Annotated in this window: 15 protein-coding genes; 5 read left to right on the top strand and 10 right to left on the bottom strand. The window is 43.2% G+C overall.

Annotated elements, in window-relative coordinates; all coding sequences use genetic code 11:
* Positions 1-170: 170 nt before the first annotated feature.
* The 10 genes from ACFFGT_RS21615 to ACFFGT_RS21660 all read right to left on the bottom strand — a co-directional run bounded on the left by ACFFGT_RS21615 (position 171) and on the right by ACFFGT_RS21660 (position 8,490).
* Positions 171-1,331, bottom strand: a complete 1,161-nt coding sequence (locus ACFFGT_RS21615) for a toxic anion resistance protein (protein WP_377024592.1) — start codon at positions 1,329-1,331, stop codon at positions 171-173.
* Positions 1,332-1,403: 72 nt separating this feature from the next.
* Positions 1,404-2,018 carry a TerD family protein gene (locus ACFFGT_RS21620; protein WP_377024593.1) on the bottom strand — a complete coding sequence of 205 codons (615 nt, stop codon included), beginning with the start codon at positions 2,016-2,018 and terminating at the stop codon, positions 1,404-1,406.
* 4 nt (positions 2,019-2,022) lie between these two features.
* A complete protein-coding gene (locus ACFFGT_RS21625; RefSeq protein WP_377024594.1) occupies positions 2,023-2,577 on the bottom strand; it encodes a TerD family protein in 555 nt (184 codons plus the stop codon).
* Positions 2,567-3,412: a phosphoribosyltransferase family protein gene (locus ACFFGT_RS21630; protein WP_377024595.1), complete on the bottom strand. Its 846-nt coding sequence runs from the start codon at positions 3,410-3,412 to the stop codon at positions 2,567-2,569. Before ACFFGT_RS21630 ends, ACFFGT_RS21625 begins: the two co-directional genes overlap by 11 nt.
* Entirely contained in the window at positions 3,409-4,110 is a 702-nt protein-coding gene (locus ACFFGT_RS21635) for an HAD family hydrolase (RefSeq protein WP_377024596.1), read from the bottom strand. The genes ACFFGT_RS21630 and ACFFGT_RS21635 overlap by 4 nt, the downstream gene beginning before the upstream one ends.
* 137 nt (positions 4,111-4,247) lie before the next feature.
* A complete protein-coding gene (locus ACFFGT_RS21640) occupies positions 4,248-4,916 on the bottom strand; it encodes a TerD family protein (RefSeq protein ID WP_377024597.1) in 669 nt (222 codons plus the stop codon).
* Between the two features lie 4 nt (positions 4,917-4,920).
* Positions 4,921-5,496, bottom strand: coding sequence for a TerD family protein (locus tag ACFFGT_RS21645; RefSeq protein WP_377024598.1), 576 nt, complete (start codon positions 5,494-5,496; stop codon positions 4,921-4,923).
* Between the two features lie 533 nt (positions 5,497-6,029).
* Positions 6,030-6,497, bottom strand: coding sequence for a phosphatidylglycerophosphatase A family protein (locus tag ACFFGT_RS21650; protein ID WP_377024599.1), 468 nt, complete (start codon positions 6,495-6,497; stop codon positions 6,030-6,032).
* 205 nt (positions 6,498-6,702) lie between these two features.
* Complete coding sequence (locus tag ACFFGT_RS21655) at positions 6,703-7,524, bottom strand: MeeY/MeeF family manganese export membrane protein (RefSeq protein WP_377024600.1); 822 nt, start codon at positions 7,522-7,524, stop codon at positions 6,703-6,705.
* 3 nt (positions 7,525-7,527) lie between these two features.
* Positions 7,528-8,490: a hypothetical protein gene (locus tag ACFFGT_RS21660; protein WP_377024601.1), complete on the bottom strand. Its 963-nt coding sequence runs from the start codon at positions 8,488-8,490 to the stop codon at positions 7,528-7,530.
* Between the two features lie 460 nt (positions 8,491-8,950).
* Between ACFFGT_RS21660 and ACFFGT_RS21665 the strand changes: the two genes are divergently transcribed.
* From ACFFGT_RS21665 to ACFFGT_RS21685, 5 genes are all read left to right on the top strand, one after another.
* Positions 8,951-9,532 (top strand): RNA polymerase sigma factor, encoded by a 582-nt coding sequence (locus ACFFGT_RS21665; protein WP_110586394.1) that lies wholly within the window; start codon positions 8,951-8,953, stop codon positions 9,530-9,532.
* Complete coding sequence (locus tag ACFFGT_RS21670; RefSeq protein WP_377024602.1) at positions 9,529-10,035, top strand: anti-sigma factor; 507 nt, start codon at positions 9,529-9,531, stop codon at positions 10,033-10,035. Before ACFFGT_RS21665 ends, ACFFGT_RS21670 begins: the two co-directional genes overlap by 4 nt.
* 333 nt (positions 10,036-10,368) lie before the next feature.
* The gene (locus ACFFGT_RS21675) at positions 10,369-11,271 is read left to right on the top strand and encodes a helix-turn-helix domain-containing protein (protein ID WP_377024603.1); all 903 of its coding nucleotides are present in this window, start codon (positions 10,369-10,371) and stop codon (positions 11,269-11,271) included.
* Between the two features lie 91 nt (positions 11,272-11,362).
* Positions 11,363-12,196 carry an oxidoreductase gene (locus ACFFGT_RS21680; protein WP_377024604.1) on the top strand — a complete coding sequence of 278 codons (834 nt, stop codon included), beginning with the start codon at positions 11,363-11,365 and terminating at the stop codon, positions 12,194-12,196.
* 45 nt (positions 12,197-12,241) lie between these two features.
* On the top strand, positions 12,242-12,973 hold the full coding sequence (locus tag ACFFGT_RS21685; protein WP_377024605.1) for an SDR family oxidoreductase: 732 nt from the start codon (positions 12,242-12,244) through the stop codon (positions 12,971-12,973).
* The last annotated feature ends 7 nt before the right edge of the window (positions 12,974-12,980 follow it).

Raw genomic sequence — 12,980 nt, forward strand, 5'->3', positions numbered from 1 at the left:
AGGCCCCAAGGATTATACGGGGTCTGTAGTTTGACCTTGTTTTTCCAGGCAAATATCTTACTTCTCATCCCAAAGCACGTCATTACATTTTTTTTCAGGTTTCCCCTGATCGTTACTCGCAATGACGGGAGTTATTATACGCGCAGTATAAGAAACCGCGCTGATGGCGTTTAACTCACACTCGTTACCGTTTTCTTCAACTCTGTTTCCAGGTTTTGAAGCTCGGTGTTCAGGGTGCGGCGGTTAGCTGTGCCTTCGTCGTGAATGCGTTTTACCTCGGTAAGTGTTTCAATGAGTGATGAGGTTGTCTTTTTCAGTGTATCTAATGACACTACAGTTTTTTCATTTTCGCGGGCTACGTCAATACTGTTTTGTTTCAGCATTTCGGCATTCTTTTGCAAAATGGTGTTGGTAGTATCCGAGATCTTTTTCTGCATCTCCACGTTCTCTTTCTGACGATTGAGCGCCACCGCTATGGTAAGCTGGTTTTTCCAAACCGGGATAGTGGTTGATACAATTGACTGTGCTTTTTCGGCAATCGTAGTATTGTTATTCTGCACCACACGGATCTGCGCCAGCGACTGCATCATAATGAAACGAACCACTTTCAGGTCGGCCAGGCGTTTATCCAAACGGGTCACAAAATCGCGCAGATCGGCAATTTCATAGTCCTGGTAAGCTGTTGGGTTGCCATCCATCACAGCCAACTTTTCGTTAAGCTCATTGTACTTAAGCTGCCCGGCAATGATCAGGTCTTCCATTTGCTTGATGTAGGTAACGTTACTGTCAAACATGGTTTGCAGCGAGCTGTTATCCTTCAAAGAGTTAACGCGACCGGCCTTGATCTTATTGGTGATTTTGTCGATGTTGTTAACCACAGTATCGTACTTCTGAAAAAGCTTTTTGGTATCAACTACAAGCTTTTTCATGAACGGAATATGTGATATGAACGAGGTGAACGCGTTTTGGTTCAATTCATCAACATCAATATAATTAAGCTCGGTAAGCAGGTCATTGATTAGCACGCCAACCTCACCCGAGTTATAGGTACGTACCGAAGTAAGGAAGTTGTTGCTGTATTTCTCCATCGAGTTTTGTACCTCAACACCATAGTTCAGTATGGAGTTAACATCACTCGGGTTCAAGTCCTTACCCATCTCACCGTATTTTTTAACATCTTCGGTGGGGATAACATCAAGGTTAACATTGCCCTGCTTATCCAGCCTCATAGGCACACTGCTTGCCGCTGGAGCTGCCGCCGGAATATCCAAACTGGTTGGAGTGATCAGCGGTGGTATATTTAGTTCATCATTGTTTGGTGCACTTTCCATAATCTTATTTTAAAAATAATTATTGTGACAAATAACGCCCGGATAACCAATATACCCCGGCATTGGTAGTACTTATAAGTAAGTTGCGGTAACAGTTTTCACGGTTTCTTCCAGCTTGCGGTCGCGGGTTGGCTCACCTATCGCGTTAAATTTCCACTCGTCGTTCTTTTTGTAAAACACGCCCATCACCATTGATACGTGGCCTGCAAAATCTTTGCTGTGCGCAATATCATAGGTAGCGAAGATCTCGTTAACGCGGGTTGGCGTGCCTTCATAAATGCGGATAGATGCAAACGGGATGCTGCCAAAATCCTGGCCCCGGAAGCTGTTCAACACAAAGGCTACATAGCTAACGGTTGGGCTCAGCGTGCCAAAATCAACCGTGATCACTTCGTTGTCTAATCCGTCATTCCCGGCCATGTCGCCAGTAAGGTCGTCACCGCTGTGTTTTACCGAATGATCTTTTGAACGCAGGTTACCAAAGTAAACCACATCAATCAGCTGTTTGCTGTCGTTATACAAAATGCAGCTGGCATCAAGGTCAACCGCTTCTTTGGTAGTACCGAAGCCAAACAAGCCTTTCTTTTCAATAGCTCCCCAGTTTATCCCAACACATACATTTTGTAATTTACTGCCGTTACTTTTTTCAAGGCTGATCCGCTGCCCTTTTTGAAGATTGATAGCCATAATTTTAGTTGTATTTGTTTAAATAATCCTGCAAGCCGCCTTTCATACCGGCCCCCACAGCTTCAAATTTCCAGTTGTTGTCTTTTTTATAGATGCGGCCAAACTCAACGGCAGTCTCTATTGAAAAATCCTCTTCCAGCTCATATTTCAAAATATCTACATTGGTAGCCGAATCAAAAATGCGAACAAATGAATTGCGCACCTGCCCGAAATTCTGGCGGCGGCTTTCGGCCTCGTGAATGGTTACCACAATACAGATCTCGGTAGCCCGCGGATCTATCTTTGACAGGTCGACAATGATCTGCTCGTCATCGCCATCACCTGCACCGGTAAGGTTATCGCCGGTATGCTCCACAGCGCCATCAGGCGATTTTGGGTTATTGTAGAAAACGAAAAAATCGTCGGTCAGTATTTTTTTGTTATCGCCCATGATGAACACCGAAGCGTCCAGGTCAAAAGCCGAGCCTGTTGATGAGCTGTTTGTATCCCAACCAAGGCCTATAGTAAATTTGGGGGCACCAATGGTTTCCCGCTGGCCTTTTTGCAAGTTAATTGCCATGCTGAATTAGTTTATTGTTGTTTATTAATAGGTTTTGTTTAATAAAGTTTAAGTTAGGCGCATAGGCTTCAATAGTATGGTAACCGTTACCCAAAGCCATATCATACAACAAGTTTATGAAATTGCTGCCTTGATCTTGTATAAAAATGCAAAAACTTTCGTGATCGTAATTTAAAATATATTTGACGATGCGGGTATTGATACAAAAATCCTTGCCTTTGATGATATCATTTAAATGATATATCTTTTTAACATGATGATAATTGAGGTAATTTTCAATATTAGGGTGGATGTTTTTGTTCACCAGCTCGGCAAAGTACAGCATGTAAATATCATTCTGTAAGCCATATTCATCAACCATTTTCATGATCATGCGCTCGTGACTGCCGGTTATTTTGATATCATCCAAAAACAGCAGCGTTTTACCCACAAGGAAATCCTTATCTATATGAAAGGAATCGTTACCTATCAAACTGATCCTTTGCTCGGCATCCAGCTCGCCATAATCTTCTTTATAAGTTATGGTGCGGTGTACCTTGGTTTCCTGCACCACAGGGTAACCATGGTCGGCCAGCCAGCGGTTAAGCCTGCACACAAAATGGTTTTTCATGGCGAAGGTAGCCGTAGGGATAAACGAGTATGGGCTCGATATTACTACTATTTGCTTTTTTATGGGCTGTTTGCTCAAGTGTTTTGCAATGAACCCATCGGCCAAATCGGTACCGAAATAGCGTGATACTTCACCATCGCCAAATTTAAAGCGACTGTAATCATCCGCATCGAAACCAAAGTGTGTTGCGCTGTTGATGTGATGTAATGAGTAGGTAGCTTTCATAAACTTAATAAGTTTAAAATTGATAAGTTGTTTGAATTGATGAGCAAGCTGTTAAGGCCCGCATCATTAGCCCCTGCTATATCTGCCGCCGGGTTATCGCCTATGTGTATGATATCTGCCAGGCTTATTTGTTTTGGTTTATTACAATCTTTAACGTTTTGCACCATCAGGTTAAACAAGGCCAGGTTAGGTTTCGACATTCCTTCCTCGTCCGAATAGATCTGGAAGTTAAAAAAGTCGGCCAGGCCTAATTTAACCATCACCTTGCGGAGCGTTTGCCCCTTTATAAAACCTGTATTACTTAAAATACTCAATGAGCAATCGCCTTTTTGTTTTAGATGCTGCAGCGTATCAATTGTTACAGGCGAGTAAACCACCGGCAGGTAGTAGAACAGCAGTTTTTCCATATCGGCGTAAAGCTTATCAATATCTACATCGGCAAGCGGATACTGGTTATCATTGATCATGCTGATCACCATAAGGTACATCTCATCGGCATCAATATTTTTGCCGGTACGCTCGTTTACAGCATTGCACATCAGATCAATCTGGCGGAAAGCCCTTGCAACCTCATCAATACTTTTGCCTGCCGGATTAAAATCCCGCTGAAAGATCTTGGTACGCTCTATCTTAAAATATGGATTTGATTTGATCAGCGTAAGCCAAAGATCAAATGAATAATGCTGGTAGATTTGCATGTTTTTTATAGAGTCAAGAAATCAAGAGAAAAGAACCAAGATAAAAGTCTATGCAGATAATCCTATTCATGATTCTCAAAATCTTTTGTCTTGACTCTTTCTTCCTGGCTCTTACTTCTTGATGTCTTGATTCTCTTTTAATAGCCCTTCAGCAACTCCGAAAGGCTATCAGTTGTATGCGGATCGCCGATGGCGCGGAATTTCCAGGTGCCGTCTTTGCGATAAACCTCAGCAAAGGTCATGGAGCACATGCCGTTATACGTCGAATCGCCCGAGAGACTGAATTTGGCAATCTCTTTACCGTGACTATCAACCGCTCGGATAAAGGCATTCTCCACCATCCCAAAGTGCTGGTTGTTTTTTTGCCCCTGGTATATAGCCACCAGGAAAAGGATGCGGTCATATTTGGGATCGAGCGAATCAAGCTTAACAATGATCTGTTCATCGTCACCATCTCCTGCGCCGGTACGGTTATCGCCGGTAAGCCAGATCTGGCCAGATGGGTGACGCATCGAATTAAAGTAGATCACATCGCCTTCAAACATATGAATGGTACGACCATTAGCGGTTTGCTTGGCATAACCACGATTGGCTACCTTGCCGTTCTTATCCAGCAAAAACGCTATGGCATCCAGGTCATATTCCGCTTCTTCGGCGCCACCAAACAGCTTGCCCAAAAAGCCACCGCCATGGGTTTTTCGCACATCCCAGCCTAAGCCTATAGTTACTGATGACAGATCGAAACTTTCGCCTTTATCATTTTTACGCAGGTCAATTGTTTGACCTTTTACCAAATTTATAGCCATTGCCTTATTTGATTATTTGCCCTTTGAAATATTTACTTAAAAAGAAAGCGAGGTCTTCCTTATAACCCACGCCCGATGCTTCAAATTTCCACGCACCGCCGCGTTTATACAACCTGCCAAATTCAATAGCTGTTTCGATAGAAAAATCTTCGCCCAACTCGTACTTGCAAACTTCGGCTCCTGTTTGGTTATCTAAGATACGAATATAGGAATCACGTACCTGCCCGAAATTCTGACGGCGTGCCTGCGCTTCGTGGATAGTTACCACAAACAGGATCTCCTGGATGCGGGCATCCACTTTCGTTAAATCAACGGTGATTGATTCATCATCGCCGCCATCGCTGTTACCACCTGTGGGGTCATCACCGGTATGGTGAACGGATTGCTCGGGCGAATCGACATTATTATAGAACACAAAAAACTCATCCTGCGGTACCAGCCTGCTGGCGTCGATCATGATGGCCGATACGTCAAGATCGAAATCATAACCTGTACCTTCGTTTGGGTTCCAGCCCAAACCAACTGTCATTCTTGAAAGGCCGATATCTATTTTCTGCCCTTTTTGTAAGTTAATAGCCATTTTAGTATGTGTTATTTTTAGGTGAAACCTGTATTGCCTATTGGGTTTTGCGCGGCATTGCAGGTATTGGCCGGTGACAAACCGGCAATTAAACATTTAATCTAAGGTAGATGTTTTATTGAGGTGATATTGTAAAATTGTCTACACAAAAATAAGACTGTAACAGGCAGTGGTTGTTACAGGATTGAGGGGGATATTTTAGTGGTAAGATAAGGATATCTTTCTTTGGCGCAAGTATTGTAGGCAGGATGTGGGGCACGCACACTTGTACCTATGCGGGAATAATATTAATCCTTTGTCATCCTGAGGAACGAAGGATCTTCTTCGCCCTGTATAGCGGCCCTGTATTTTCAAGAAGATCCTTCGTTCCTCAGGATGACAAAAAAATTCTTCTTTGGCGCAAGTGTTGTGGGCAGGATGTGGGGTATGCACACTTGTGCCTATGCGGAAGCACAAGTCTCCGACTACACTTCTCCCTCGCTCAAGACTTACGCTAAAATACGAGGAAATTGCACAACCCCAGGTTATATCAATTAATGCGCACCAAACTTTATCCAAACAAAATACCCTACCCACAGCAGGATATTGGAATAAACACCGGCCAGCACATCATCCATCATAACGCCTAAACCGCCGCCCAGATCTTCCATCTTGCGAACACCAAGCGGTTTCACAATATCAAAAAAGCGGAACAATACCAATCCGGCTAAAAGGAAATATAAATTAGCGGGGATAAAGAGCATAGCTATCAGCATCCCGGCAACCTCATCAATTACCACGCGCGAGCTGTCTTCGCCCCAGTCGGGTTCAACTTTATTGCCTACAAATACACCCAGCGCGGTAATAAATATGGTAATAGCCAACAGGTACCAGGGATTTTGCAAGGACGGACTTTGCCACAGCAGCCAGATAAAGCCACAGGTAACTATTGCCGCGTAAGTGCCCCCACCCTTCAAAAATCCAATGCCAAAAATGGAAGCTATTGTTTTATTTAAGAACATTTGTTTAATTACTAATCAATCTTTTTCAATTCCCTCCCCAGGGAGGGGTGCGGCTGCCTGTGTTGTGACAGGGAGGGGTCTATACGCTTTGCAAAATCACAAATAGTTCAAGAAACCCCTCCCTACACCCTCCCAGGGGAGGGAATCGCACATGCCCCACGCTTTTACTGAGGCACACTGCCAACTCAAAACTGCCAACTGAACACTACTGCTTATCCAGCACATCCTCCGCTGCCTCGGCAACTTCGGGCTCAATGGTATGCCTTTTAGGGAAGTTGAACAGCAGCGATGTTAGTACCGGGATAATAAATATGGCCACAGTGAATACTGAAGTGAAAATATCAGCGCTTTCGCCTTCCATCATTTTCGAAAATCCGGCTTCGGGGAAAAAGTGAACGTATAATGATGAGGACAGTTTAATACCCAGTACACCTATTACTATAAACGCTACCGTTTCCAGGAACGTGAATTTCTCCATCAGCTTAACAAAAGCCTGGGCCACAAAACGCATAGCCAGGATGCCGATAAACACACCAATATAGATCAGCATTTTGTGATCGGTAAATGCCACTGCTGCAAAAACGTTATCGATAGAAAAGGCAAGGTCCATCAGCTCAACTAAAGCGATGGTTGCCCATAAATTACCTATCAAACCCACGGTCGACTTGTAAAGCCAATTCTTGTTTTTATCAACAGATTCTTCTTCGCTATCACCGTCGGCAGCTGTTAGCTTACCTTTAAAATAATTGAAGCATAAATAAATGAGGTACAAACCGCCCAGTGGCTTTAACCACCAAACCGATACCAGCCAGGCAGCTAAAAACAAACAAACACCACGTAAAACATATGCGCCAATGATACCATAGCGTAATGCTTTTTTACGCTGGTGCGGAGGCAAGTCGAGCACCATGGTAGCCAGTACGGCAGCATTATCAACAGAGAGCAGGCTCTCAATAACAATCAGGTTTAAAATAATCAGGACGCCGGCCTTCAGGTCGGGGCCAAGCACATAGTGTAAAAACTCCATAAATTATATGATATCGGTATTAAGCATTGCTTTTAAAATATTAGCCTGTACATCAACATCGCTCAGGCTTTGTAAAAAATTGATGTCGGCTATTTTTTTATAGTTTTCGGCTAACAGGGATTTTATTTCGGGAGGCATATATGATTTCATCGTTACCACATCACTTTGTAGTTTGTCAATTTTATCCTGCAGCTCATGCGCCAGTTTTTCCTTTTTTGACAGATTGTTATTATTCTCGATGCCCGAAAGCTTTGTTACATCGCAAAATAGGAATAAATTATTGGCAGGCGAAAATAAAAAGTGCCTGTCTTCATCCATAAATTTATAAACTTCCAGTATCAGGTTGCCGGCCTTTAACCCGCAGTAAAACTCGGTACGAAACTCGTGCTTTAACAATACCCCCATCAACTTACGCTGGATAACGGCGTAATTATTATGATAGGTGTCGTTATAATTATGCTGCACCAGTTCGTTATATAACTCGGGCATTATGTTGTAAAAAAAGTCGGAGCCGTAACGCAGACTGAAAGCATTAATATTTTTAGAGAAAGGATAATCAGCGGAGTTATCAGAAAGCACCTGGTAAAGCTTCCGTAAGGAAAGGTTCACTTTAAGGGCCTGGCGTTGCCTGTCAATCTTAAAACCCTGCTCGGTGAGCACATTGTCATCCATCTTATCAATCATCTCTTTGGTAAGCTGGATTTCATCGAGCACAAGGCTCACGTTGTTCTCGTTGTTTTTCTTGATCTTACGGAGCAGGTCGACCAAACTCGTCGTAAACTGAACGTGAAAAAGCTCCAGCTTGTTGATGTCAATCTCGGGATTGGTTTCAAAAAGCTTATGGATAACCTGGGTACGCAGGTATAATTTGTAAATGAGCTCATCTTCAAAAAACACCGACAGCAGCTGAAGCTTGCTGAGCATCCTGTTCGACCCATTTAAAATATTTAACCTGTTTTCATCCATCAACTTACTGTACCCCTTATAATAAATGTAAAAATACAAAATTATAGGATTGAATGTTTGGGCGTATGTTACGAATAAAGGGTGCGTATTTGGATTATTGGATTTAGAATGTACGGCTTTAATTGAACCCAAATATGCGTTAGGGACTAAAGCGGATACCGGCCCGTGGCTAAGGCCCTGTGTAGTATGAGCGTAAAGCCCGGCCGCAGGCAACGCGCGCAATCAATTGACGGTTTTGGAAGAGGCAGTTAAAAAATATGTCATTGCGAGCGTAGCGTGGCAATCTCGTAGCCAATGCATGTCCGATCTGTATAGCTACGAGATTGCTTCGTCGTTCCTCCTCGCAATGACATGCCTTTTTAACCAGCAATGGTAGGAGCTACCCATTCCCACCAAAATAAATTATATTTACATAAAGGTGTAACCCGATCTGCTAAGGTGTAGTCACAGAGGTTATATAATGCAAAGCAAGCTTTCAGATATCGAACTTATTGAGCAAACCCTGGCGGGTAACCAGTTTGCCTATGCCGATTTGGTTAAGCGGCATCAGCGTTTTGTTTTTACGCTGGCTATGCGCTTTGCCAAGGGACGGGAGGATGCTGAAGAAATTGCGCAGGATTGTTTTGTGAAGGCATACCGCTCGCTGGCATCGTTCCAGGGGCAGTCGAAATTTAGTACCTGGCTTTATAGTATAGTTTATACTACCGCCATGACATTTTTAAGAAAGAAAAGGGTAGATACCGATTCTATTGATGACGAGGGCACATTTGTGCAGGTTGAAAGCCATGAATCGGCCTATGATACCAATAATGTAGAAAATAAATCGAGGTCATATTACCTGAACCAGGCCATTGAGCAGCTACTGCCCGACGATGCCACTATAATCACCCTGTTTTATAAGGGCGAACAATCATTAGAGGAAATTGCCCAAACAATGGGTATTGAAACAAATACCGTTAAGGTTAAACTATTTAGGGCGCGCCAGCGTTTGAAAGAAAAGCTGGAGCGCAATTTAAAACACGAGGTGAAAGAACTGATATGAACACCATCGAAGAAAAACTTTGGAACTATATTGATGGTACCTGCACACCGGCTGAGCAGGAAGCCATTGCCCGGCTTATTGAGCAGGATGATATGTACAAACAAAAATACACCGAACTGCTTGTGCTAAACCAGGAATTTGCCAATATGGAGCTTGATGAGCCATCAATGGCCTTTAGTTATAATATAATGGAGGCCATACGGGCCGAACATGCACTGGCGCCTTTAAAATCAACCATTAATAAAAAGATAATATTAGGCATTGCCGCTTTTTTTGTACTGAGCATATTAGCCCTGTTAACAATCATCCTTTCAAACGTTCAAATTTCAGGAAATCCGTTCAGTGTTGTAAACATTAAATTACCAGCAGATTTTAAGTTACCTGCAGCCAGCAGTATTTTCAATAGTGCTTTTATGAAAAGTTTTTTCGTGTTTGATGTAATTTTGGCGCTATTTTTAACCGATAGTTATCTGCGTAGAAAAAAAGCTGCAAAAGAGGCATAAAGTGTTCACTTTTCTGTATGCCAAATTAAGACTATGTGTCTTTCTGACACTTAGTCATTCCCCCGTTTTGTAATATAAACATCAACTTAACCTAATATTAATGTATCAACATGGATACATTAATAAAAAATTTAAAAAGTCCCCGGTTTTGGCACAGTGATTGTAATAGTATTTACGAACTGGTAAACTTACCGGTTTAATTGTGATAAGGTTTAGGTTGAAAGTCTCCCGACGCAAGGTTGGGAGGCTTTTATTTTTTATAACCAATTCTGTCACCCCTCCGCCCTATCCTGCCACTTGACACCCAGGTTTGATTTTTGTAACTTTGTTTTTATGTCGAAAGCAGAAACACTTGAAGATTTTTATCAAAGGAAGATTAACTGGCTGCCCGGTAACCTGCAGCAAAGCATCGGTCACTTCAATGTATTCAGAATTGAGGATTGCATTGGCCCTAATGCAAAGCAGGTAACTTATAGCCGCCGTACCTTTTATAAGATCAGCCTGATGCGCGGTGATAATATCATCCACTACGCCGATAAAAGTATTACCCTTTCGGGCTCAACGCTAATGTTCTTTAGCCCGATGGTACCGTATACGTTTGAGCATATGTCTGACGATCGTACCGGCTTCTTCTGCATATTTACTGAAGAGTTTTTCCTGGAGAAATTCAGGACAGGTTTAAGCGAATTCCCGATGTTTGGCATTAACGCCAAGCCGGTTTATGCTTTAAATGATGAACAGGATGCCTACGTGACCAATCTTTTCCAAAAAATGCTGGAAGAGATTAACACCGAATATGCCTTTAAATATGACCTGCTCCGCAATTATGTTACCGAGCTGGCTTACTACGCCTTAAAGACCGAACCATCCGAAAATGTTTATAAACATGTTGATGCCAAATCGCGCATCACATCTGTATTTACCGAACTACTGGAGCGGCAGTTCCCTATCGAAACCCCTTCGCAACGGTTTGCGCTGCGCTCGGCCAATGATTTTGCGCAACGGCTATCGGTACACGTAAACCACCTGAACAGGGCCATTCGCGAAACTACCGGCAAAACTACTACAGATCATATTGCCGACCGTTTGCTGAGTGAAGCCAAATCGTTACTAAGGCATACCGACTGGAATATCTCTGAAATTGGTTATTGCCTCGGCTTTGAAGAACCTACCCATTTCAATAATTTTTTCAAAAAACAAACCAAGCAAACTCCAGGCTCATTTCGAAATGTTTGAATTTCGTAACCTTTGGTTTGATTAATGTAATGCACTCCCTTTGTTGCCGCTGTAACTTTGTTCTATCTTAATAACAAAGCAAACAATTTTTATGGACAACAACAAAGTATGGTTTATTACCGGTGCTTCAAAAGGCTTTGGCCTTAGCCTGGTAAAACAGCTACTGGATGCAGGACAGCTTGTTGCCGCTACTTCCAGGAATTTACAGGAGTTAACAACCGCGGTTGATACAACAAGCAATAAATTTTTACCCCTACAGGTCGATCTGGCAAATGAAAGCAGTGTATCGCTGGCTTTACAGCATACCCATGAATTTTTTGGTCGCATTGATGTAGTGATCAACAATGCAGGTTATGGCATTGGCGGCGCTATTGAGGAACTGAACGATGCCGAAACCCGCCTGGCATTTGACGTAAATGTATTTGGCACCCTGAATGTGATCCGTGCGGTAATGCCTTACCTGCGCAAACAACGCTCGGGCCACATCATTAACATTTCATCTATTGCAGGCATTACTGCCAACACCGGCTGGGCTATTTACGCCGGATCAAAATATGCGGTGATCGGCATTTCGGAAGTGCTTGCTGCCGATGTTAAAGAGTTTGGGATTAACGTAACCGTGGTTGCTCCCGGGGCTTTCCGCACCAGCTTCCTTACTGCAGATTCGATTTCAATTACCGAAAACAAAATTGAGGATTACACCGAGGTACGTGCCATCCACAATAAATACCTTAAAATGGATGGCAAACAAGCCGGCGACCCTGAAAAAGCGGCAACTGCTATCATTAATGTAGTTTACGAAGAAAACCCGCCATTATACCTGTTATTAGGTGGTGATGCATACAATCGCGCTTTGGCCAAGTTGGATACTTTACACCAGGAAATCAGGCAGTGGCAGGATGTAACCTGCTCAACCGATTTCTAAATTTTATTCCGTTTACCCTATATCTACCTATATAAAAACAATAAAATGGAAAGTATCAAAAACAAAGTGATTGTAATAACCGGTGCCAGCAGTGGCATCGGTGCATCTGCCGCCCGTAAACTGGCACAGCTCGGCGCCAAAGTGGTTTTGGCCGCCCGCAGGGAAGACCAGCTGAAAACCCTGGTACAGGAAATTGGCGACAATGCCATGTACGTAGTAACCGATGTTGCCAAACGTACCGATCTGGATAACCTCATTCAACAGGCTATAGCCAAATTTGGCCAGGTTGATGTAATGTGGAACAATGCCGGCATTATGCCCATCTCCTTTTTTGAAGAGGGCCATGTTGATGAGTGGGACAAGATGATCGACATTAATATTAAAGGTGTATTGTATGGCATTAATGCGGTGCTCCCCCATATGCTTCAACGTGGCGAAGGTCATATCCTTTCAACCTCATCGGTAGGTGGATTAAAAACTTCACCGGGCATCGGGGTGTACAGCGGTACCAAGTTCGCGGTGAAAGCTATCATGGAAACCCTGCGCGAGGAAGTGGCTCAAACCATTAAGGTAACTACCATTTACCCGGGGGCTACAAAATCGGAGTTAGGCCATGACATTACCAGCCCCAAAATCAAAGGCTTATATGGTAACCTTACCAATATGCCCAAACTTGATGAAGAGGCCATAGCCAACGCTGTTATTTATGCAATAAGTCAGCCGGATAATATTACCGTTAATGAGGTTGTGGTAAGGCCGCTTGGGCAAACACGATAATATCAAC

Origin of the sequence: Mucilaginibacter angelicae, assembly GCF_042434235.1 — a bacterium.
GTDB classification, from domain to species: domain Bacteria; phylum Bacteroidota; class Bacteroidia; order Sphingobacteriales; family Sphingobacteriaceae; genus Mucilaginibacter; species Mucilaginibacter angelicae.

Coding starts and splice junctions, on each gene's coding strand:
- ACFFGT_RS21640 (WP_377024597.1), bottom strand. CDS start 4,916: ATGGCTATAAATTTGGTAAAAGGTCAAACAATTGACCTGCGTAAAAAT.
- ACFFGT_RS21620 (WP_377024593.1), bottom strand. CDS start 2,018: ATGGCTATCAATCTTCAAAAAGGGCAGCGGATCAGCCTTGAAAAAAGT.
- ACFFGT_RS21630 (WP_377024595.1), bottom strand. CDS start 3,412: ATGAAAGCTACCTACTCATTACATCACATCAACAGCGCAACACACTTT.
- ACFFGT_RS21680 (WP_377024604.1), top strand. CDS start 11,363: ATGGACAACAACAAAGTATGGTTTATTACCGGTGCTTCAAAAGGCTTT.
- ACFFGT_RS21660 (WP_377024601.1), bottom strand. CDS start 8,490: ATGGATGAAAACAGGTTAAATATTTTAAATGGGTCGAACAGGATGCTC.
- ACFFGT_RS21675 (WP_377024603.1), top strand. CDS start 10,369: ATGTCGAAAGCAGAAACACTTGAAGATTTTTATCAAAGGAAGATTAAC.
- ACFFGT_RS21615 (WP_377024592.1), bottom strand. CDS start 1,331: ATGGAAAGTGCACCAAACAATGATGAACTAAATATACCACCGCTGATC.
- ACFFGT_RS21625 (WP_377024594.1), bottom strand. CDS start 2,577: ATGGCAATTAACTTGCAAAAAGGCCAGCGGGAAACCATTGGTGCCCCC.
- ACFFGT_RS21670 (WP_377024602.1), top strand. CDS start 9,529: ATGAACACCATCGAAGAAAAACTTTGGAACTATATTGATGGTACCTGC.
- ACFFGT_RS21635 (WP_377024596.1), bottom strand. CDS start 4,110: ATGCAAATCTACCAGCATTATTCATTTGATCTTTGGCTTACGCTGATC.
- ACFFGT_RS21655 (WP_377024600.1), bottom strand. CDS start 7,524: ATGGAGTTTTTACACTATGTGCTTGGCCCCGACCTGAAGGCCGGCGTC.
- ACFFGT_RS21650 (WP_377024599.1), bottom strand. CDS start 6,497: ATGTTCTTAAATAAAACAATAGCTTCCATTTTTGGCATTGGATTTTTG.
- ACFFGT_RS21645 (WP_377024598.1), bottom strand. CDS start 5,496: ATGGCTATTAACTTACAAAAAGGGCAGAAAATAGATATCGGCCTTTCA.
- ACFFGT_RS21685 (WP_377024605.1), top strand. CDS start 12,242: ATGGAAAGTATCAAAAACAAAGTGATTGTAATAACCGGTGCCAGCAGT.
- ACFFGT_RS21665 (WP_110586394.1), top strand. CDS start 8,951: ATGCAAAGCAAGCTTTCAGATATCGAACTTATTGAGCAAACCCTGGCG.